Annotated in this window: 18 protein-coding genes and 1 riboswitch; of the genes, 11 read left to right on the forward strand and 7 right to left on the reverse strand. The window is 64.5% G+C overall.

Annotated features, from left to right (window positions below):
* Window position 1: 1 nt before the first annotated feature.
* The 7 genes from ACLGL5_RS16975 to ACLGL5_RS17005 are packed head-to-tail and all read left to right on the forward strand — an operon-like array spanning window position 2 to window position 8,462.
* On the forward strand, window positions 2-1,120 hold the full coding sequence (locus ACLGL5_RS16975) for an ABC transporter ATP-binding protein (protein WP_064983245.1): 1,119 nt from the start codon (window positions 2-4) through the stop codon (window positions 1,118-1,120).
* Window positions 1,117-2,241, forward strand: coding sequence for an ABC transporter ATP-binding protein (locus tag ACLGL5_RS16980; RefSeq protein ID WP_038645239.1), 1,125 nt, complete (start codon window positions 1,117-1,119; stop codon window positions 2,239-2,241). Before ACLGL5_RS16975 ends, ACLGL5_RS16980 begins: the two co-directional genes overlap by 4 nt.
* Window positions 2,241-3,794: an FGGY-family carbohydrate kinase gene (locus ACLGL5_RS16985; protein WP_038645241.1), complete on the forward strand. Its 1,554-nt coding sequence runs from the start codon at window positions 2,241-2,243 to the stop codon at window positions 3,792-3,794. Before ACLGL5_RS16980 ends, ACLGL5_RS16985 begins: the two co-directional genes overlap by 1 nt.
* A gap of 15 nt (window positions 3,795-3,809) precedes the next feature.
* Window positions 3,810-4,850 (forward strand): 2-hydroxyacid dehydrogenase, encoded by a 1,041-nt coding sequence (locus ACLGL5_RS16990; protein ID WP_019856827.1) that lies wholly within the window; start codon window positions 3,810-3,812, stop codon window positions 4,848-4,850.
* A 45-nt stretch (window positions 4,851-4,895) separates the two neighbouring features.
* Entirely contained in the window at window positions 4,896-6,413 is a 1,518-nt protein-coding gene (locus ACLGL5_RS16995) for a glycerol-3-phosphate dehydrogenase (protein WP_019856828.1), read from the forward strand.
* Entirely contained in the window at window positions 6,413-7,471 is a 1,059-nt protein-coding gene (locus ACLGL5_RS17000; protein WP_032920996.1) for a class II aldolase/adducin family protein, read from the forward strand. The genes ACLGL5_RS16995 and ACLGL5_RS17000 overlap by 1 nt, the downstream gene beginning before the upstream one ends.
* Window positions 7,472-7,520: 49 nt before the next feature.
* The gene (locus tag ACLGL5_RS17005) at window positions 7,521-8,462 is read left to right on the forward strand and encodes a sugar phosphate isomerase/epimerase family protein (protein WP_038645243.1); all 942 of its coding nucleotides are present in this window, start codon (window positions 7,521-7,523) and stop codon (window positions 8,460-8,462) included.
* Between the two features lie 62 nt (window positions 8,463-8,524).
* On the opposite strand, the gene fba is transcribed toward ACLGL5_RS17005, so the two are convergent.
* Window positions 8,525-9,589: a class II fructose-bisphosphate aldolase gene (gene fba, locus ACLGL5_RS17010; protein WP_069091617.1), complete on the reverse strand. Its 1,065-nt coding sequence runs from the start codon at window positions 9,587-9,589 to the stop codon at window positions 8,525-8,527.
* Window positions 9,590-9,863: 274 nt separating this feature from the next.
* On the opposite strand from fba, the gene ACLGL5_RS17015 reads away from it, so the two are divergent.
* The 3 genes from ACLGL5_RS17015 to derI are packed head-to-tail and all read left to right on the forward strand — an operon-like array spanning window position 9,864 to window position 11,912.
* Window positions 9,864-10,634, forward strand: a complete 771-nt coding sequence (locus ACLGL5_RS17015; protein ID WP_027046586.1) for a DeoR/GlpR family DNA-binding transcription regulator — start codon at window positions 9,864-9,866, stop codon at window positions 10,632-10,634.
* 48 nt (window positions 10,635-10,682) lie between these two features.
* Entirely contained in the window at window positions 10,683-11,441 is a 759-nt protein-coding gene (locus ACLGL5_RS17020; RefSeq protein WP_069091618.1) for a triose-phosphate isomerase, read from the forward strand.
* Window positions 11,442-11,468: 27 nt separating this feature from the next.
* Window positions 11,469-11,912 carry a D-erythrulose-4-phosphate isomerase gene (derI, locus tag ACLGL5_RS17025; protein ID WP_019856833.1) on the forward strand — a complete coding sequence of 148 codons (444 nt, stop codon included), beginning with the start codon at window positions 11,469-11,471 and terminating at the stop codon, window positions 11,910-11,912.
* On the opposite strand, the gene dhaL is transcribed toward derI, so the two are convergent.
* From dhaL to ACLGL5_RS17045, 4 genes are all read right to left on the reverse strand, one after another.
* Window positions 11,909-12,544, reverse strand: a complete 636-nt coding sequence (gene dhaL, locus ACLGL5_RS17030; RefSeq protein ID WP_019856834.1) for a dihydroxyacetone kinase subunit DhaL — start codon at window positions 12,542-12,544, stop codon at window positions 11,909-11,911. The two genes, derI and dhaL, sit on opposite strands and share 4 nt — an antisense overlap.
* A 15-nt stretch (window positions 12,545-12,559) precedes the next feature.
* On the reverse strand, window positions 12,560-13,567 hold the full coding sequence (locus ACLGL5_RS17035) for a dihydroxyacetone kinase subunit DhaK (RefSeq protein WP_069093349.1): 1,008 nt from the start codon (window positions 13,565-13,567) through the stop codon (window positions 12,560-12,562).
* A 75-nt stretch (window positions 13,568-13,642) separates the two neighbouring features.
* Window positions 13,643-14,116: a 6,7-dimethyl-8-ribityllumazine synthase gene (locus tag ACLGL5_RS17040; RefSeq protein WP_027046588.1), complete on the reverse strand. Its 474-nt coding sequence runs from the start codon at window positions 14,114-14,116 to the stop codon at window positions 13,643-13,645.
* Between the two features lie 78 nt (window positions 14,117-14,194).
* Window positions 14,195-14,343: riboswitch (FMN riboswitch) on the reverse strand.
* A 101-nt stretch (window positions 14,344-14,444) separates the two neighbouring features.
* Window positions 14,445-15,620 carry an MFS transporter gene (locus ACLGL5_RS17045; protein ID WP_069091619.1) on the reverse strand — a complete coding sequence of 392 codons (1,176 nt, stop codon included), beginning with the start codon at window positions 15,618-15,620 and terminating at the stop codon, window positions 14,445-14,447.
* Between the two features lie 48 nt (window positions 15,621-15,668).
* Here ACLGL5_RS17045 and ACLGL5_RS17050 point away from each other — a divergent pair, with 48 nt between their 5' ends.
* Window positions 15,669-16,208, forward strand: coding sequence for an Lrp/AsnC family transcriptional regulator (locus ACLGL5_RS17050; protein WP_027046589.1), 540 nt, complete (start codon window positions 15,669-15,671; stop codon window positions 16,206-16,208).
* Window positions 16,209-16,220: 12 nt separating this feature from the next.
* Here the strand turns inward: ACLGL5_RS17050 and mtnA are convergent, their stop codons facing one another.
* Both mtnA and mtnK read right to left on the reverse strand, forming a co-directional pair.
* The gene (gene mtnA, locus ACLGL5_RS17055) at window positions 16,221-17,315 is read right to left on the reverse strand and encodes an S-methyl-5-thioribose-1-phosphate isomerase (protein ID WP_069091620.1); all 1,095 of its coding nucleotides are present in this window, start codon (window positions 17,313-17,315) and stop codon (window positions 16,221-16,223) included.
* Window positions 17,312-18,586 (reverse strand): S-methyl-5-thioribose kinase, encoded by a 1,275-nt coding sequence (gene mtnK, locus ACLGL5_RS17060; protein ID WP_038645258.1) that lies wholly within the window; start codon window positions 18,584-18,586, stop codon window positions 17,312-17,314. Before mtnK ends, mtnA begins: the two co-directional genes overlap by 4 nt.
* Between the last annotated feature and the right edge of the window lie 12 nt (window positions 18,587-18,598).

Below are 18,598 nucleotides of genomic sequence, written 5' to 3' on the forward strand. Positions count from 1 at the left end.
CATGGCCAGCCTCGAACTCAAAAACATCGTCAAGCGCTACAAGAGCCAGACCGTCCTCGACAATCTGTCGCTGACGGTTGCCGACGGCGAAACCCTGGTGTTGTTCGGCCCGTCCGGCGCCGGCAAGACGGTGCTGCTGCGCCTGGTCGCCGGCGTCATCGATCCGGATGAGGGCAAGATCTTCATCGGCGGCGACGACATGACCGATGTCGATGCGGAATTTCGTGGCGTCGGCATGGCGTTCCAGAATTTCGCGCTGTTTCCGCATATGAGCGCGTTCGACAACATCGCAACGCCTCTGGAGGCAAAGCGGTCCTCGCCGGGCGCCATCAAGGCCGGCGTCGAAAGTGTCGCCAAGCTGTTGAAGATCGCCCATGTGCTCTCCCACAAGCCGCGCGCGCTCTCCAACGGCCAGAAGCAGCGTACGGCGCTTGCCCGCGCTTTGGTCGGTTCGCCGCCGCTTCTGTTGCTCGACGACCCCTTGCGCAATGTCGACGCCAAGCTGCGTTTCGAGATGCGGCTCGAACTGCCGCGTTTGCTTGCCGATCGCGGCGCCACCGTCGTCTATGTCACCCAGGACTACAAGGAAGCCATGGCGCTCGGCGACCGCATCGCGGTGATGTCGCAAGGCGTCATCCGGCAGCTCGGCACGCCCGAGCAGATCTATCGCGAACCGGCCAATATCGAGATCGCGCGGCTGTTCGGCGACCCCACCATCAACTTGCTCGACGTCAAGCCTTCGCGCGATGCCAAGGGCATCTATGTCGGCCTGTCGAACGTCCAGGTCCATCTGTCCGGCGCTTACGACGCGGCGGTTGGCCGCGATTGCGTCATCGGTCTGCGGCCGGAAGCGCTGAGTTTCGTCGAGGAGGGCATTCCTGGCGCCATTCCGGTGACGGTCGAGGCCGAGACGCCGCTCAACGAAAAGATCGTCACCCTTGTGCGCACCGTGCGCGGCCGCGAAATCCTGGTCTCGCGCCCGGCCGGAACGCCGGGCCGCAGCGAAGGCAAGGCCCATATCGCCGTCGACGGCAAGAGCGCCTTGCTGTTCGATCACGCCAGCGGCGACCGCATCGGTTCCAAGAACGTCGTCGCCTTGCGCAATGGAGAAGCGGCATGAGCCAGAGCGCGCTCACCATATCAGGTGTTGACAAGTTCTACGGTCCGATCGACAGGGGCGTGCACGCGGTCAAGAACCTGACGATGGAAATCGGCAAGGGCGAGATCGTCGCCCTGCTTGGCTCGTCCGGCTGCGGCAAGACGTCGACGCTGCGCATGATCGCCGGTTTCGAGGAGGTGTCGCGGGGCGCCATCTCGGTTGGCGGCCGTCAGGTGCACACCTTACCGCCGGTCAAACGCAATGTGGCGATGGCCTTCGAAGGCTATTCGCTCTATCCACCGCTGACCGTGCGCGAGAACATGGCTTTTGCGCTCAAGGCTGCCCGGCTGCCGAAAAGCGAGGTCGACGCCAAGGTCGCCAGCATCGCCAAATTGCTCGAGATCGAGGACATATTGGAGCGCTATCCGAGTTCGATTTCCGGCGGCCAGCAGCAACGCGCCAGCCTTGGCCGGGCTCTGATCCGCGAGGCCGACCTGCATCTGCTGGACGAGCCGATGGGGCAGCTCGAACCGCAGTTGCGCGCCGTGCTGCGCGGCCGCATCAAACACTTCATCAAGGAGCGCGGCCTGACCGCGATCCTGGTCACCCACGACCAGACCGAAGCCAATGCGCTTGCCGACCGCATCGCGGTGATGGAAGGCGGCGTGCTGCAGCAGTTCGACACGCCGGACCGGATCAAGGAACGTCCGGCAAACCTGTTCACCGGCACCTTCGTCGGCGAGCCGCCGATGAACGTCTTCGAGGCCTATGTCGCAACCGCCGCAGGCCGCATCAATCTCAAGCTTCCCGACGGCCTGTCGCTCGACTACGACAAGGACGCCTTCAGCGCTCCGGTTCGCGATCAGTTGCTCAGCCGCGAGCGGGTCGTGATCGGCATCAGGCCTTACGCGGTCCGGCGCTCGAAGGAGGGTGTTCCCGCCCGGGTTTCGGCCAACCAGTGGCTCGGCGACCAGACCCACATAGCCGCCGATTTTGCCGGCGGCTCGCTGGTCCTGGTCGAGCATGACCGCACCCGCCTCGATCTGGGTGCGCCGATCAATGTCAGCATCGATCCGAAGAATCTTCATGTCTTCGATCAGGCGAGCGGCAAGGCGATTTCGCACGGCATGGAGCTTGCCTGATGCGTGACATACTGATCGGCATCGACGCCGGCACCTCCGTCATCAAGTCAATCGCCTTCGACACGTCTGGCCGGCAGATTGCCGCCGCCGCGCTGCCGAACCATTATGAAACGCTGCCGGGTGGCGGCGCCGAACAGGATCTGGCGCGCACATGGAGCGATGCCGCCACGACCTTGCGCCAGCTCGCCGACAAAGTGCCCAATCTCGCCAGCCGGACCGTGGCGATCGCGGTGACCGGCCAAGGCGACGGCACTTGGCTGATCGACGCCAAGGGCGAGCCGGTCGCCAAGGGCTGGCTCTGGCTCGACGCGCGCGCCGCGGCCATTGTCGAGGAAATCCGCGCGCGGCCCGAGGATCGGCTCCGCTTCGAGAAGACCGGCAGCGGGCTCGCCGCCTGCCAGCAGGGTTCGCAATTCGTCTTCATGAAGCGCACCATGCCCGAAATGCTCGGCAAGGCGGCAACCGCCTTCCACTGCAAGGACTGGCTCTATTTCAAGCTGACCGGTGAACGCGCCACCGATCCGTCCGAGGGCACCTTCACCTTCGGCGATTTCCACACCCGCGACTATAGCGACGATGTGCTCGACGTGCTTGGCGTCGCCGATCTCCGGCATCTGCTGCCGCCGATCGTCGATGGCACCAGGCACAGCACCGCCCTGTCGCAGGCAGCGGCCGACGCCACCGGGATGCTGGCCGGCACGCCGGTCGTGCTCGGCTATGTCGACGTCGTCTGCACCGCGCTCGGCGCCGGCCTGCTCGACCGCCTGCGCAAGCCCGGCTGCTCGATCATCGGGTCCACCGGCATGCATATGCGGCTGGCCGAAACCCCTGAGGACGTGCAACTGAACGAAGCGGCGACCGGTTATACGATGGCGATGCCGGCGCCCGGCGTGTTCGCGCAGATGCAGTCCAACATGGCGGCGACGCTCAACATCGACTGGGTGCTTGGGCTCGCCTCGGGCATTCTCGCCTCGCAAGGCATATCGCGCAGCAATGGCGAGATGATCGCGCTGGTCGATGCCTGGATCGCGGCCGCGCAGCCGGCCTCGCTGCTCTATCAGCCCTATGTGTCGGAAGCCGGTGAGCGGGGGCCGTTCGTCGATGCCAATGCCAGGGCCGGCTTTGTCGGCATTTCCTCACGGCACGGCTATGCCGACCTCGTTCGCGCCGTCTTCGAGGGCTTGGCCTTCGCGGCACGCGACTGCTACGCCGCCATGGGGCCATTGCCGCGCGAAGTCCGCCTGACCGGCGGTGCGGCCAGAAGCCCGGCGCTGCGCAAGATCCTGGGTGCAGCGGTGGGGGCCGATATTCGCACCAGCGCGCGCGAGGAGGCGGGCGCCGCGGGCGCGGCAATGATCGCCGCTGTCTGCGTCGGTCTCTACCCGTCCATGGACGAATGCGTCGGCGAATGGGTGACACCGCTGCTTGGCGAGGCCGAGCCGAGCGACCGCAGCCTCGCCGCGATCTACGACAAGATGACCCCGTCCTACATGTTGGCACACCAGGCGCTGCGGCCGGTCTGGCGCGCAATGGCGGCGTCGCAGGCAAATTGAATTGAGAAGTCGAGTATGCGTAAGAAAATAGCGATCATTGGCGACAACTTCATGCTTCCGCAGGTTTTCCGTACCGAGATCGAGAAAGTCTCGCGTGGCGACCTCGATATCAGGACATTGCAGACGGCCTGGCCCGATGAACCGATGGAATTCGGCAATCCGGCGCTCGGCCTCGACAAGGTCAAGGAGTATTTCGGCCATCCCGACGAGATCGTTGATTTCATCGGCGATGCCGAGATCCTCGTCACCCAGCTGGCGCCCCTGTCGGAGGCCATGATGCGGCGCTTGCCGGCGCTTAGACTGGTCGCGGTTTCGCGCGGCGGCCCGATCAACATCGACATGGTGGCGGCCAGGGCACATCGCATCACGGTGGTCAACGTGCCCGGCCGAAACGCGACGGCCGTCGCCGAGTTCACCCTCGGCGCTATCCTGGCCGAGACGCGGCTGATCCGGGTCGGCCACGAGGCCTTGCGCAAGGGCGAATGGCGCGGCGACCTCTACCGCGCCGACCGCACTGGCCGCGAGCTCAGCGAAATGACCGTCGGCGTCATCGGCTATGGCAACATAGGCACCAAGGTCGTTCGACTGCTGCGCGCCTTCGGCTGCCACGTCCTGGTTTGCGACCCCTATGTGCAGTTGAGTGCCGACGACCGCAATGCCGGTGTCGAACTCGTCGCTCTGGACAATCTCCTCGTCCGCTCCGACGTGGTCACGTTGCATCCCCGGGTGACCGAGGAGACGCGCGGCCTCATCGGCAAGGACACCATCGCGCTGATGAAACCGGGCGTGATTCTCATCAACACCGCGCGCGGGCCTCTGGTCGACTATGACGCGCTCTACGAGGCGCTGGTTTCAGGGCAGATCGCCAGCGCCATGCTGGAGACGTTCGCGGTCGAGCCGGTGCCGTCGGACTGGCCCTTGCTGCTGCTTCCCAACGTGACGCTGACGCCGCACATCGCCGGCGCTTCGGTGCGCACCGTCACTTATGCCGCCGAAAAGGCCGCCGAAGAGGTGCGCCGCTACCTCGCCGGCCTGCCTCCGGTCAATCCGTGCTGAGGCGGTGGCCATGACTTTTCAAATCGACATCGAGGCTACTGCGACATGAACGGCGGCCCTGAAATCGTCGACCTCTTCGTCATCGGCGGCGGCGTCAACGGCGCCGGTATCGCGCGCGACGCAGCGGGCCGCGGCCTTTCCGTCATCCTGTGCGAAAAGGACGATCTCGCCGAAGGCACCAGCTCGCGCTCCGGCAAGCTCGTCCATGGCGGCCTGCGCTACCTCGAATATTACGAGTTCCGCCTGGTGCGCGAGGCGCTGATCGAGCGTGAGGTGCTGTTGGAATCGGCGCCGCACATCATCTGGCCGATGCGCTTCGTGCTGCCGCACAGCCCTGACGACCGGCCGGCCTGGCTGGTGCGGCTCGGCCTGTTCCTCTACGACCATCTCGGCGGGCGCAAGCGGCTGCCGGCGACTAGAACGCTTAACCTGCGCACCGCGCCCGAGGGCGCGCCGATCAAGGATGCCTTCAGGCGCGGCTTCGAATATTCCGACTGCTGGGTCGACGATGCCCGGCTCGTCGTCATCAATGCGCTCGACGCCGCCGAGCGCGGCGCCAGGGTTTTCACCCGCACCGCCTGCACCGCCGTCCGCCGCGAGAACGGCCTGTGGGTTGTCGAGATGCAGGACGGCAGGACGGGCATCAGGACGGTGGTTCGGGCGCGTGCGCTGATCAATGCCGCCGGCCCCTGGGTCAATGACATCGTCAACCGCGTTGCCGGCCAGAACTCCAGGCGCAACGTACGCCTGGTCAAGGGCAGTCACATCGTCGTGCCGAAATTCTGGGAGGGGCGGCAGGCCTATCTCATCCAGAACAGCGACAAGCGCGTGATCTTCATCAACCCCTATCAGAACGATCTCGCTCTGATCGGCACCACAGATATCCCTTATGAGGGCCGCCCCGAGGACGTGGCGGCGGATGAGAGCGAGATCGACTACCTGATCAAGGTGGTCAACCGCTATTTCAAGCGCGGCCTGGCACGCGGCGATGTCGTCTATTCGTTCTCCGGCGTCAGGCCGCTTTATGACGACAATGCCGACAACCCAAGTGCTGTGACCCGCGACTATATTTTCGAGCTCGACGCGCCGGATGCGCAGGCGCCGCTGCTCTCCGTCTTCGGCGGCAAGATCACCACCTTCCGCAAACTGGCCGAGCATGCGCTGGACAGGATCGCGCCGTTCTTTCCCCATATGGGCAAGCCCTGGACCGCGAAAGCGCATCTGCCCGGCGGCGATATCGCCAATGCCGATTTCGAACAGTTTCTCGGCGACCTCGCAGGTGAATATCCCTGGATGCCGGCGTCTCTGCTGAAGCATTATGGCCGGCTCTACGGCACCAGGACACGGGCTTTGGTTGGCGCGGCGCGTTCGCTCGATGAGCTCGGGCGCTGCTTCGGCAAGGATTTCTTCGAGCGCGAGGCCGCCTATCTCTTCGACCGGGAATGGGCCGTGACGTCAGCCGATATTCTCGAGCGTCGCACCAAGCACGGCCTGCATCTGTCCGCCGAGGAAAGGGCGGCCTTCGAGCATTGGTGTGCGAACCGGCTGGCGAGGGCAGGCTGATGGTCCATCCCGTCGATACCGGCGCCAGTGAATTCCGCATGCTGCGCTCCTTGTCCGCCCGCATCGGTGCCGACCCGTTGCTGGTTCAGGGCGCCGGCGGCAACACCTCCATCAAGCAGTCCGGCGTGCTGTGGATAAAGGCCTCGGGCACCTGGCTGAAGAACGCGCGCGACGATGAGATCATGGTGCCGGTCGCGCTGGCGCCGTTGCTCGATGCCGTGGCGCATCGCAGCCCGGCGGCGGAGGCCGCGGGGCAGTTCACGCTGGCGGACCTCAACCCTCGCCAGTTGCGGCCCTCCATCGAGACGACGGTGCATGCGTTGCTGCCGCAGAAGATCGTGGTCCACGTCCATTGCGTCGAGACGATCTCGATCGCCGTGCAGGCCAACGCCGAAGCCTTGCTGGAAGGGCGCCTGCGCGGCCTCGACTGGGCCTTCGTACCCTATCGCCGGCCCGGCCTGCCGCTGGCGCAGGCAATCGCCGAGCGGCTGAAGCCCGCGACCAACGTGCTCGTGCTTGGCAATCACGGCCTGGTGGTCGCCGCCGATACGGTCGCCGAAGCAGCCTTGCTGCTGCAACGGGTGACCGGGCTGCTCGCGCGGCCGCCGCGCCCGGCTCCGCCCCCCGATCTCGATGCGCTGCTGAGGCTCGCCTCCGGCAGCGACTACCGGCTGCCGGCCTCGACCGCCGCGCATGCCGTTGCGACCGACCTCGCCAGTTGCCGTATCGCCGCCTCCGGCAGCCTCTATCCGGATCATGTCATCTTCCTCGGTATCGGCTCGGTGATCGCCGGCCCTGGCGAGAACGCGGCGGCGGTCGTCGCCCGCAATGCAGCGGCGCCGACATCCATCCTCTTTCCCGGCAAGGGCGTGCTGATGCGCCGGGATGCCAATGCCGGCGCCGAAGCGATGGCGCGCTGCCTGGCCGACGTCGTCGCGCGCGTCGATGGCGTTGCGCGCGTAAATTATCTCAGTCCGAAGGAGAATGCCGACCTGCTGAACTGGGACGCCGAGAAATACCGCCAGCAACTCAACCGCGAAGGGACGACGCTGCAATGACGGCATTCCGCTCCAGTGTCTTGCTTTGTGTCGGGGAGGGATAGCGACCTTGGCCTTCACGCTCTCCCTCAACACCAATCCGCTGGTCAATCGCTTCGCCGATCCTGACGACCTGATCGACACCATCGCCTATGACATCGGCATAAGGGACGTGCAGCTCACGCATGAGTTCGTAAATCCCGGCTGGCCGGCGGCGACGATCGTCAAATTCGTCCGCCTGTTTCACGGCGCGCTCGCCCGCACCGGCGTGCGTGTCACGTCCGGCATGACCGGTCCTTATGGCCGGCTCAATCATTTCGGCCATCCCGATGCCGATGTGCGCCGCTACTATGTCGACTGGTTCAAGACCTTTGCCGACATCTCGGCCGAGCTTGGCGCCAGTGGCATGGGCACGCAATTCGCCATCTTCACCCATCGCGACTTTGACGACCCCGAGCGCCGCGCGCGGTTGTTCGACATCGCGCTGGATTGCTGGCGCGAGGTCGCCGAGCATGCTCGTGCGGCCGGCCTGACCTATCTGTTCTGGGAACCGATGTCGGTTGGCCGCGAGTTCGGCCACACCATCGAGAACTGCCGGATGCTGCAAGGTGCTATCGACGTCGCCGGCATGGCGATCCCGCTGGAGATGATGGTCGACATCGACCATGGCGACGTCACCTCAAGCAATCCGGCCGACATCGATCCCTATGCCTGGGCCGAAGCCTTTCCCAGGAAATCGCCGATCATCCACATCAAGCAGTCGTCGATGAACAAGGGCGGCCATTGGCCGTTCACATCAGCCTACAACAGGGATGGCCGCATCACGCCTGAAAGGCTGCTGGACACGGTGCGGCGCGGCGGCGGCACCGACAACGAGATCTGCCTCGAACTGTCATTCCGCGAGCGCGAGCCGGTCGACCATCAGGTGGTCGCCATGATCCGCGAGTCCGTCGACTACTGGGCGCCGTTCATCGAGACAGGCAGGTCCGATCTTCTGCCAAAGGCCGAATAGAAACGGGCAGGGGCCGATGCGGCTCCTGCCCGATGAACTCAGCAGATTGAAGTAGCCAGAACTCAACCGAATTTCGGATCGAGGCTGCCAGACTTGTAGCGCTTGGCCATTTCCGAGACCGGCAGCGGCTTGATCTTGGGTGCGTTGCCGGCGGTGCCGAACTGCTCGAAGCGCTCCTTGCAAAGCTTGCGCATCGCCGCCATTGCCGGCGTCAGATATTTGCGCGGATCGAACTCGCTCGGGTTTTCCGTCAGCACCTTGCGGATCGCACCGGTCAGCGCCATGCGGTTGTCGGTATCGATGTTGATCTTGCGCACGCCGTGCTTGATGCCGCGCTGGATCTCTTCCACCGGCACGCCCCAGGTCGGCTTCATCTGGCCGCCATATTTGTTGATGATCTCCTGCAATTCCTCCGGCACCGAGGACGAACCGTGCATGACCAGATGCATGTTCGGCAGGCGGCGATGGATCTCCTCGATGACGTTCATCGCCAGCACCGCGCCGTCCGGCTTGCGCGAGAATTTGTAGGCGCCGTGGCTGGTGCCCATCGCCACCGCCAGCGCATCGACATGGGTGTCGCGCACGAACTGTTCGGCCTGCACCGGGTCGGTGAGCAATTGGTCGTGGCTGATCGCGCCTTCGACGCCGTGGCCGTCCTCCTGCTCGCCGCCGCCGCTCTCCAGCGATCCCAGCACGCCGATCTCGCCTTCGACAGACACGCCACCCCAATGCGCCATGTCGACGACGCGCTTGGTGATGCCGGAATTGTAGGCGTAGTCGGCCGGCGACTTGCCGTCTTCCTTGAGCGAGCCGTCCATCATCACCGAGGTGAAGCCGTACTGGATCGCGGTGACGCAGGTGGCTTCGTTGTTGCCATGGTCGAGATGCATGCAGACCGGGATGTCGGGATGGATCTCGACCAGCGCGTCGATCAGCTTGGCCAGCACCACGTCATTGGCATAGGCACGCGCACCGCGGCTTGCCTGCAGGATGACAGGCGATTTGGTCTCTTCCGCCGCCTCCATGATGGCGAGGCCCTGTTCCATGTTGTTCATGTTGAAGGCCGGCACGCCATAGCCGTATTCGGCGGCGTGATCGAGCAATTGTCTCAATGTGATGCGAGCCAACGAATAGTCTCCCGTATCTGGTTTCAAACCTGGTGGTTGCGGGCTGTCCGCGCGTCGTCCAGCCCACCGATGCTTCTGGCCGGATTTCCGCGCAACCGCAACCGTCACCGGCCGTCGCGGCAGCAATTCTTGTTACAGAGCCGCGATCGGGGCAAGCGGAATATCCCAGAAATTTATCCCATTATCACAAAATATTTGATACTTTTGCGACGGCAGCTGTTATATCTTGCGCTCGATCAAGGAGCCGCGCTTCGGGCGTGGGCGGTCAGCGGCAATGAAAAGCGACATCAGGCGGCAAGGCATTATGGAGTTTCTGATGGACGCCGGTCAGGCCGGCGTCGACGATCTCGCCTTGCGCTTTGGCGTCTCGAAGATGACCGTGCATCGCGACCTCGACGAGCTCGAGGAAAGCGGTTTCCTGCGCAAGGTGCGCGGCGGTGCTTCGATCCAGCCGAGCAGCCTGTTCGAAAGCGATTTCCGCTACCGGCAGAAGCAGGCGACCGAGGAAAAGCAGCGTCTGGCCGCAGCTGCCGTGGCCATGATCGAACCTGGCCAGACAGTGATCATCGATGACGGCTCGACGGCGGGCGGCATTGCGCGCCATCTCGCCGACCTGCGGCCGCTGACGGTGATCTCCAACAATCTGGCCGTCATCCAGGAACTGGCCGGCGCCGGAGGGATCAACCTGATCGCTCTCGGCGGCCAATACAGCAAGAAGTTCCACGGCTTCTTCGGCCTGCTGGCCGAGGCCTCGCTCAAATCGCTGCGCGCCGACGTCGCCTTCCTGTCGTCTTCGGCCATCCATGGCGCTTCCGCCTTCCACCAGGATCAGGAGGTGGTGCAGGCCAAGCGGCTGATGATGGTGGCGGCGACCCGCAAATATCTGCTGGTCGACCACGGCAAGTTCGGCCGCACGGCGCTGCATTTCCTGACGGATCTCAGCGCATTCGACGCGGTCTTCACCGGCCGGGCGCCCGAGCCGGGCGTGCGCGCGGTGCTGGATGCCGCCGGCGTTTCGCTGACGGTGATCGACAAGGGATCATGATGCCGGAAATCGGCGGATCGTGATCAGCAAAGTTAAGGAGTAGTACGCGTGGTTTACTGGATCGGTACAAGCTGGAAGATGAACAAGACGCTCGCCGAGGCGCTGGATTTCGCGCAGCGCCTGGCCGGTTTCATTCCCGGTTTCGATGACCGCATCCAGCCTTTCGTCATCCCGCCCTTCACGGCGGTGCGCGAGGTCAAGCAGGCGCTGTCGTCGACGCACATCAAGGTCGGTGCCCAGAATATGCATTGGGCCGACGCCGGGGCCTGGACCGGCGAGATCTCGCCGCTGATGTTGAGGGATTGCGGGCTCGATCTGGTCGAACTCGGCCACAGCGAACGGCGCGAGCATTTCGGCGAGACCGACCGCACGGTTGGCCTGAAAACGGCGGCCGCCGTGAAGCACGGACTGATACCGTTGATCTGTGTCGGCGAGACGCTGGCCGAGCGCGAAAGCGGGCAGGCCGATGCCGTGCTGAGCGCCCAGGTCGAGGGCGCGCTGCAATTCCTTGAAGGCGAGGCGAAGGGCGGGAAAATCCTCTTCGCCTACGAGCCGGTCTGGGCGATCGGCGACAAGGGCATTCCGGCCAGCGCCGACTATGCCGACAAGCAGCAGGCATTGATCAAGACAGTGGCCGGCGCCCTGCTGCCGTCGGTGCCGCCGGTGCTTTATGGCGGCAGCGTCAATCCCGGCAATGCCGCCGAGCTGGTCGGCCAGCCCAATATAGACGGCCTCTTCATCGGCCGTTCCGCCTGGCAGGCGGACGGCTACATCGACATTCTCGGCCGCGCCTCGGCGGCGATCTGAAACCGTCCGGACACGAAAGGGAAAAACATGAAAATAGCCATTGGAGCCGACAGCGCCGGCAAGCCGCTGCTCGATGTCATCGCCGCGCACCTTGCCACCAAATCCGGCCTGACGGTCAGCGATCTCAGCCAGGCCGGCTATTATGCCGACCTGTCGCAAAAACTCGCCCAGACCATCATCGACGGCGAGAACGATCGCGGCATCCTGTTCTGCGGCACCGGCATCGGTGTCTCGATCTCGGCCAACAAGGTGCCGGGCATCCGCGCCGCGCTCACCCACGACACCTATTCGGCCGAGCGCGCGGCGAAATCCAACAACGCGCAGATCATCACCATGGGCGCCCGCGTCATCGGCCCGGAACTGGCCAAGGCGATCGTCGATACGTGGCTGGCCTCCGAGTTCGACGAACAAGGGCCCTCGGCCGGCAACGTCCAGGCGATCAACAGGCTCGACGCGGCGGCGAAACGTTAGCTCAGGCTCTTGCGTATCGCGCCGATCACGGTGACGGCCGATGCCGCGCCGGGGTCGATATGCCCGAGCGATCGCTCGCCGAGCCGCGAGGAGCGGCCCTTGGCGGCGATCATGTCCTTGGTTGCTTCCGCCCCACGCTCGGCGGCTGCCAGGGCCGCCTCGAGACACTGAGCCAAGGTCTTGCCGGCTGCACTGGCCGCGGCGGCCGCTTCGGCCGCCGGTTGCCAGGCATCGACCATCGTCTTTTCGCCCGGTTCGGCCTTGCCGCGATCCTTGATGCCCTGTGCCATGGCCTGGAACAGGGCGATGAAGTCCGCGTCCGCCAGCGTCGCCTTGCCCTTGACGGCGGCGCCGCCGCGCATGAAGGCCGTCGCATACAGCGGGCCCGAGGAAGCGCCGACGGCATTGAGGAATGATTTCGCCGCCGTGTTGAGCAGCGCCGTCGGCTCGGTCGCCGCAAGGTCGAGCGAGGCCAGCGCATCGCGCACAGCGTTGAAGCCGAGCGCCATGGCGATGCCGTGATCGGCGTCGCCAATGACGCCGTCGAGCTGGCAGAGCCGGTCCTTGTCGGCCTCGATCGCCACCGCGATCGTATCGAACATTCTTTTCAGGTCAGCGGTGTCGATGGTCACGGTTTTGCTCTTTCGTCAGCCGGCACGGAACATGGCGCAGTCGCAGGGGTGATCGAGCATGGTCTGCAATTCCTCATCGAGATGAAAAAGCGTTACCGAGGCGCCGGCCATTTCCAGTGACGTGCAGTAATTGCCGACCCATGTCGCATGAATGGAAACACCGATATCGTCGAGCCGCTGCTTGACCCGCCGGTTCATGATGTAGAGCTCCATCAGTGGCGTCGAGCCGAGCGAATTGACCAGCACAGCAACCTTGTCGCCGCGCTTGGGCGCCATCTCGGCGAAAATCTTGTCCAGCATCTCGTCGGTGATCGCGTCGGCGGTCCCGAGCTTGCCGCGGGCGATGCCGGGTTCGCCATGGATGCCCATGCCGATCTCCATTTCGTCCGCGCCGATCTCGAAATTTGGCCGCCTTGTCTGCGGCAGCGAGCAGGGCGACAGCGCCACGCCCATGGTGAAGGTGTGGTCGTTGGCCTTGCGGGCGATGCGCTCCACCTCGTCCAGGGAGAGCATCCGGTCGCAGGCCGCACCGGCCGCCTTGAAGATGAAGAAATTGCCAGCGACGCCACGGCGCTTCTGCCGCTGGTCGCGCGGCGCCGAGGCGACGTCGTCGGTGGTCAGGACGGTGCGCGCCTCGATGTCGTCCATCGCTGCCATCTCGGCCGCCATGTCGAAATTCATCACGTCGCCGGCATAGTTGCCGTACATGAACAAGACGCCGACGCCGCCGCTGACTGCCTTGGCGCATTCGAGGATCGGATCGGGCGGCGGCGAGGCAAAGACGTTGCCGATGGCCGCCGCATCCGCCAATCCCCTGCCGACAAAGCCGAGAAAGGTCGGCTCATGGCCTGAGCCGCCGCCGATCACCAGCCCGACCTTGCCGGGCCGCGGCCCGTCGCGGGCGATGATCGAGCGCGGACTGCCGTCAGCGCTCCTGAGGTGGCGAGGATGCGCGGCGAGGATCCCTTCGAGCATTTCGTCGACGGCGCGATTGCCGTCATTGATGATCTTCTTGGTCTGCACCGGCATCCTCCCCGAACTCGGTATTTCGCAAATACTACCGGGTGTTATCGCGATTTCCACCCGGCCGGGAAGATTTCATGCCGCGATCTTTTCCCGCGCGGCGAGAATTTCCACGCAGGCCCTGGCCGCTTCCTTGCCCTTGACGGTGAAGTGCTCGAAGAAGAAGCGATGGTGCTCGGCGCTGTCGTGATAATTGTGCGGCGTCAGCACCGCCGAAAGCACCGGAACGCCGGTTGATAGCTGCGCGTTCATCATGCCGTCGATGACGGCGCTGGCGACGAATTCATGCCGGTAGATGCCGCCATTGACGACGAAGGCCGTGCCGAGGATCGCGGCATAGCGGCCGGTCTGCGCCAGGGTCTTGGCATGCAGCGGGATTTCGTAGGCGCCAGGCACGTCGAAGACATCGACGGCGAAGCGATCGCCTCCGATGTCGGCCAGTTCCGCCACGAAGGCGTTGACGCACTGATCGACGATGTCGGCGTGCCAGCGCGCGCGGATGACGGCGATGCGAACAGTTTCATAGTCTTTGTGGGAATGCTGATTCATGGGTCCATCCTTCCGTTTCGAACCAGAATCAGGACGCACGATACGGAATTCGTCCCGCCGGAGCGGGTCCGTTTTCCGTTTCGTTCTCTTTCATCCGGACTGTAACCGTCGGCTCCGGAATCACACCGGATCTGCTGACCTTTCCGATTTCTTTTCGGAAAGCGCTCGCGGGCTTGGCCGAAACCATTACCGCCGGTGGGGATTTTCACCCCGCCCTGAGAACATTAACGGGCTTGTATGGAAGGGCAGGGGTGCCGCTGTCAACCGAGCGACGGGCCGGTGGCCAATCACGTTCTGTCAACTGGAACAATTCCGTAAAAGAACCGCTCTATCGCGTGCGCCACGCAGCCGCCGCTACGGCAACCAGCATCAGCAGCGCCGCAACCACCGCGCAGACGGCAAAGCCGAAGCTGGAATAGATCGGCCCGAAGCCGGTGGTACCGATGAAGACCGCCAGATAGGTCACCGCGCTGTTCAGGCCCATGATCGTGCCGCGCCGCGAGGGGTCGAGCGCCGAGAGGCGCATCACCAGGACATTCAGCCCGAAATGATTGGCAAGCCCCCAGATAGCCACCATGGCCAGCGTCAGGCCGAAACTGTCGCTCGTCGCGGCAATGGCGACATAGACGGCGGCGACAAGAAGATAGGCGAACGGCATGACGCGACGGGCGCCCAGGCGATCGATCACGCCGTCGAGGAGGGCAGCCGTGCCGAAGCCGATGCCGTAGGCGAGCGCGGCCCAGCCATTGGCGCTCACCGATTTGCCCAGTCCGCTGTGCAGGTGGTCGCCGAGATAGCCATAGACGCCATAGAACGCGGTCATGAAGGCCGCGCAGGCGATGAGAAGTGGCACAATGCCGGGAATGCTGAGTGCCGCCAGCGGCGTCGGTGCCGGGCCGCTCTTCCTGATGTCGCTCAGCGACGTCATGGTGAGGCTGGCCAGCGCCAGCATTGCCAGCACCGCGACGGCGGCGAAGACGGCGCGCCAATGCACGAGATCGGCAAGCACGGCCGAGAGCGAGACGCCGGCCACCATGCTGAGCGTCCATCCGGTCAGCACGACGCCGATGGTGCCGCTTTCGCGGCCCGGCGGCGCGATCGCCGCTGAACTCGCATAGATCGCCGGCATGGCGACGCCGGCGGCGATGCCGGCGATGAGTTGCGCCGCGACAAGCATCATCACCGTCGGTGCTGCCGCGCTGGCAACGAGGGCAATGGCCAGCAACAGCAACGCTCCTTGCAGCATCCGGCGGGCGCCGAGCCGATCGATGTAGCGGGCAAGGAACAGGGCGCTCGCCGAGGTTCCGAGGCCAAAAGCAGCCGCCGCGACCATGACGGTCGGGACGCTGCTTTCGAAGGACAAGGCCACCGCCGGAGCTATGGGCCCCAGCACCAGCGAATTCGATCCGATCACGGCGATGCAGCCGGTCAACAGATAGGCGAGGGCTGGGATCGGCGGCCTGGCGTCTGCTGCCAGGACTGTGGCTTGATTGCTGTTCGACATATCCTCATAATGGCCGTATTAAATTCCGTGGCAATCAGGATTGTCGACATGGATGAAGAAACAGATGGCGTTCTGCAGAACAGGCCTGCGCCCCGCGATATCGATGCGATTGACCGAAAAATATTAGGTGTTCTCGTCGACGACGCGACGGTCAGCTATGCCGAACTCGGCGATCGGGTCGGGCTTTCGCCGCCAGCCGCGCATGAACGGGTCAAACGCCTTCGGCGCAGCGGCGCCATTCGCGGCACGGCAGCGATCATCGACCCCAAAGCGGTTAAGAAGCCGCTGCTCGCCTTCGTGCATATCGACACCAGGGGCTGGGGCAAGACCCCGGAGCTGATGGCGGTTTCGCAATATCCGGAAGTCGAGGAGATCCACACCGTCGCCGGCGATACCTGCATGCTGTTGAAGGTCCGCACGGAAGATACGAGGGCGCTGGAAGGCCTGCTTGCTCGCCTCTACGAAACGCCCGGCGTCACCTCGACGCGCAGCTATGTGGTGCTGTCGACCTATCTCGAGCGTCCGGTGCAGCCCGGCATCACCGACACATGGCCGACGCCGGGGCACATGAGCAAGCCGTTGTACTAGCCGGTTTCGGCGCTATGCCCGTTCTGGGAACATTGCCCTCAGGCCCTCGCGCGAGGCCTTGGCGATGCCGCGCTCGGTGATGAGCCCGGTCACTAGCCGTGCAGGGGTCACGTCGAAGGCCGGGTTGGCGGCCGGCGTCGCTTCGGGCGAGATACGTACCTGGGCGATCTCGCCGCTGGCGGTCTTGCCCCAGACCAGCGAGACCTCGTCGGCCGAACGCTGCTCGATAGGGATCTCCTCGAGCCCGTCATGCACCGTCCAGTCGATGGTCGGCGAGGGCAGCGCGACATAGAACGGCACGTCATTGTCGGCGGCGGCGAGCGCTTTCAGATAGGTGCCGATCTTGTTGCAGACATCGCCGTCGGCGGTGGTGCGGTCGGTGCCGACGATGACCATGTCGATCGCGCCGCGCTGCATCAGATGGCCGCCGGCATTGTCGACGATCAGCGTGTGCGGAACGCCGTGGCCGGCCATCTCCCAGGCGGTGAGCTGGGCGCCTTGGTTGCGCGGCCGGGTCTCATCGACATAGACGTGGACCGGGATGCCGGCTTCCGTTGCCAGATAGATCGGCGCGGTGGCAGTGCCGTAATCGACGGTCGCCAGCCAGCCGGCATTGCAGTGGGTCAGGATATTGACCGTTTCGCCCGGCTGCTTGCGCGCCGCGATCGCCTTGATGATGGCGAGACCGTTCTCGCCGATGGCGCGGTTCAGTCCGACATCCTCGTCGGCGATCTCGGCGGCGCGCCGATAGGCGGCCGCGGCGCGTTGTTGCGTTGGCAGCGGCTTGAGGAAGCGCCGCATCTCGTCCAGCGCCCAGCGCAGATTGATCGCCGTCGGACGCGTCTCGTGCAGCGTCTCCCACACGGCATCGAGCGCTGCGTCGGACGGATCATCCGCCATCTGCATGGCGACGCCGTAAGCCGCGGTGACGCCGATCAGCGGCGCGCCGCGCACCCACATGTCGCGGATGGCGGTGGCGATTCCGGCAACCGTGCCGATCGTCTCGATGCGGAAATCATGTGGCAGCCATCGCTGGTCGATGATCTCGACCGAACGGCCGTCGTCGCTCAGCCAGATGGTGCGGTAGTGGCGGTCGCCGACGTTCAAATGCTGCTCTCCTGTTCGATCAGCGCGGCCAGGGTGTTGACCTCGTCGATGCTGTGTATCTGGCGCCGGTTGACGGCGATGTGACGGCCGAATTTCAGCGCCTTTGCCTCGCAACTGGCGCGAAGCTCTTCATCGGCAATGGTCTCGAAATCGGCATTGTGGGCGAGGCCGAGGATGCGCCTGTGCACCTCGATGCCGGCAAAGCCGAGCAGATCGGTCCAGATCTGGTGCAGCATATGGTCGAGCGCCTGTTCGGCACCCAGCCTGTCGCCCTGATCCTCGAACAGGCTTTTTTGGTAGAGCATGCCGGTGCGCTCGCTGCGCCACAGATGCGAGAATTCGGCGCGGAACACCGCCCATGTCTCTGCGGTGACCCCAAGCAGATAGGCGCGCATCGCATCGCGCTTGCCCTTCTCCTCATGTCCGTGTTGCGAGAAGAACGACATCCAGAAATTGGCGAGCAGCATGCCGACATCGAAGGCCATCGGTCCGTAGAAGGCAAACTCCGGATCGATCATCCGGGTCTCCGTGTCGGTGACCATGATCGAGCCGGAATGCAGGTCGCCATGCAGCAATGTCTCGGCATTGGCGGCGAAAATGTGCTTCAGCCGCTGCGCCTCGACCTTGAGGTCGCGATCAGCGCGCAGTTCGGCGACGACGCCGTCGAGCTGCGGCGACGTATGGCGGTTCATCTTGGCGTCGAAATAGGGATCGGAAAACACCAGGTTCTCGGTGATGTCGCAGAGCTCGACATTGTCGGCGAACAGCGCGAGATCGGCCTTGCGATCCTTGGTCACCATCGACAGGTCGGAACCGCGAAACAGCGTACGGGCCATGAACAGGCCGATATCCCTGGCGATGTTGGGCAACTGGCGCCCGTCGATCAGGGCGCGCCTGAGAATGATGTGTGGCGGCGCCAGATACTCCATGATGATCAGCGCCTGGCCTTCATCGAAATGATAGATCGCCGGCACCGAGCCCGGCGCGCGCGCCTCTTGCCTTGTCAGCGCGTGATACTCGAAGAAGGAGCGCTTCAGCGGCAGCGGCCAGCTGTCGCCGACCAGGCGGACATAGGGCAGGGCCTGCTTGACCACCGCCGCGCCGCCGGCGCCCTCGACGATGAAGACGAGGTTGAGATTGCCGTCGCCCACCTCGCGGACCTTCCACTGTGTCGTGTCCCTGCCGATCTTGGCGCACAGCGCCTCGTTCGTGCCGAGGCGCGTTGCAAGCGTCTCCACCGACAGTGCTTCGAACGGCGATTTTCCGGTCATTCGTGTCCCTCC

The sequence above is a fragment of the Mesorhizobium sp. U510 genome (assembly GCF_059180695.1).